The 255-nt window shown below is 47.5% G+C and carries 1 protein-coding gene; it reads right to left on the reverse strand.

What is annotated here, in order from left to right:
* Nucleotides 1-67 precede the first annotated feature (67 nt).
* A partial coding sequence (locus tag F6X37_RS36555; protein WP_222945061.1) for a hypothetical protein occupies nucleotides 68-255 on the reverse strand: 188 nt, incomplete at its 5' end.

Below are 255 nucleotides of genomic sequence, written 5' to 3' on the forward strand. Positions count from 1 at the left end.
GCACGAAGTGATGCTGAGTACTTTGCATTGGCGATTGAGCCAGTCAGGGCGGTATGAGGCACAGGCTTCATACCGGCTGCCGTTCTTTAACAATCAGGAAGAAGTAGTAAAGAGATTCACGAAAGGCGCCTGGAGATGGGTGTGTGAGTAGGTGAATCAGGGTTGTGATTGTATCGATGTATTTTAAAGGTGATCGAAAGATTGCTTTGGAATACGGCGCAACACGAATACTCAACCTGTAGCGAGTGCGTCTAT

This window comes from Paraburkholderia sp. 31.1 (genome assembly GCF_014397645.1).
GTDB lineage: Bacteria > Pseudomonadota > Gammaproteobacteria > Burkholderiales > Burkholderiaceae > Paraburkholderia > Paraburkholderia tuberum.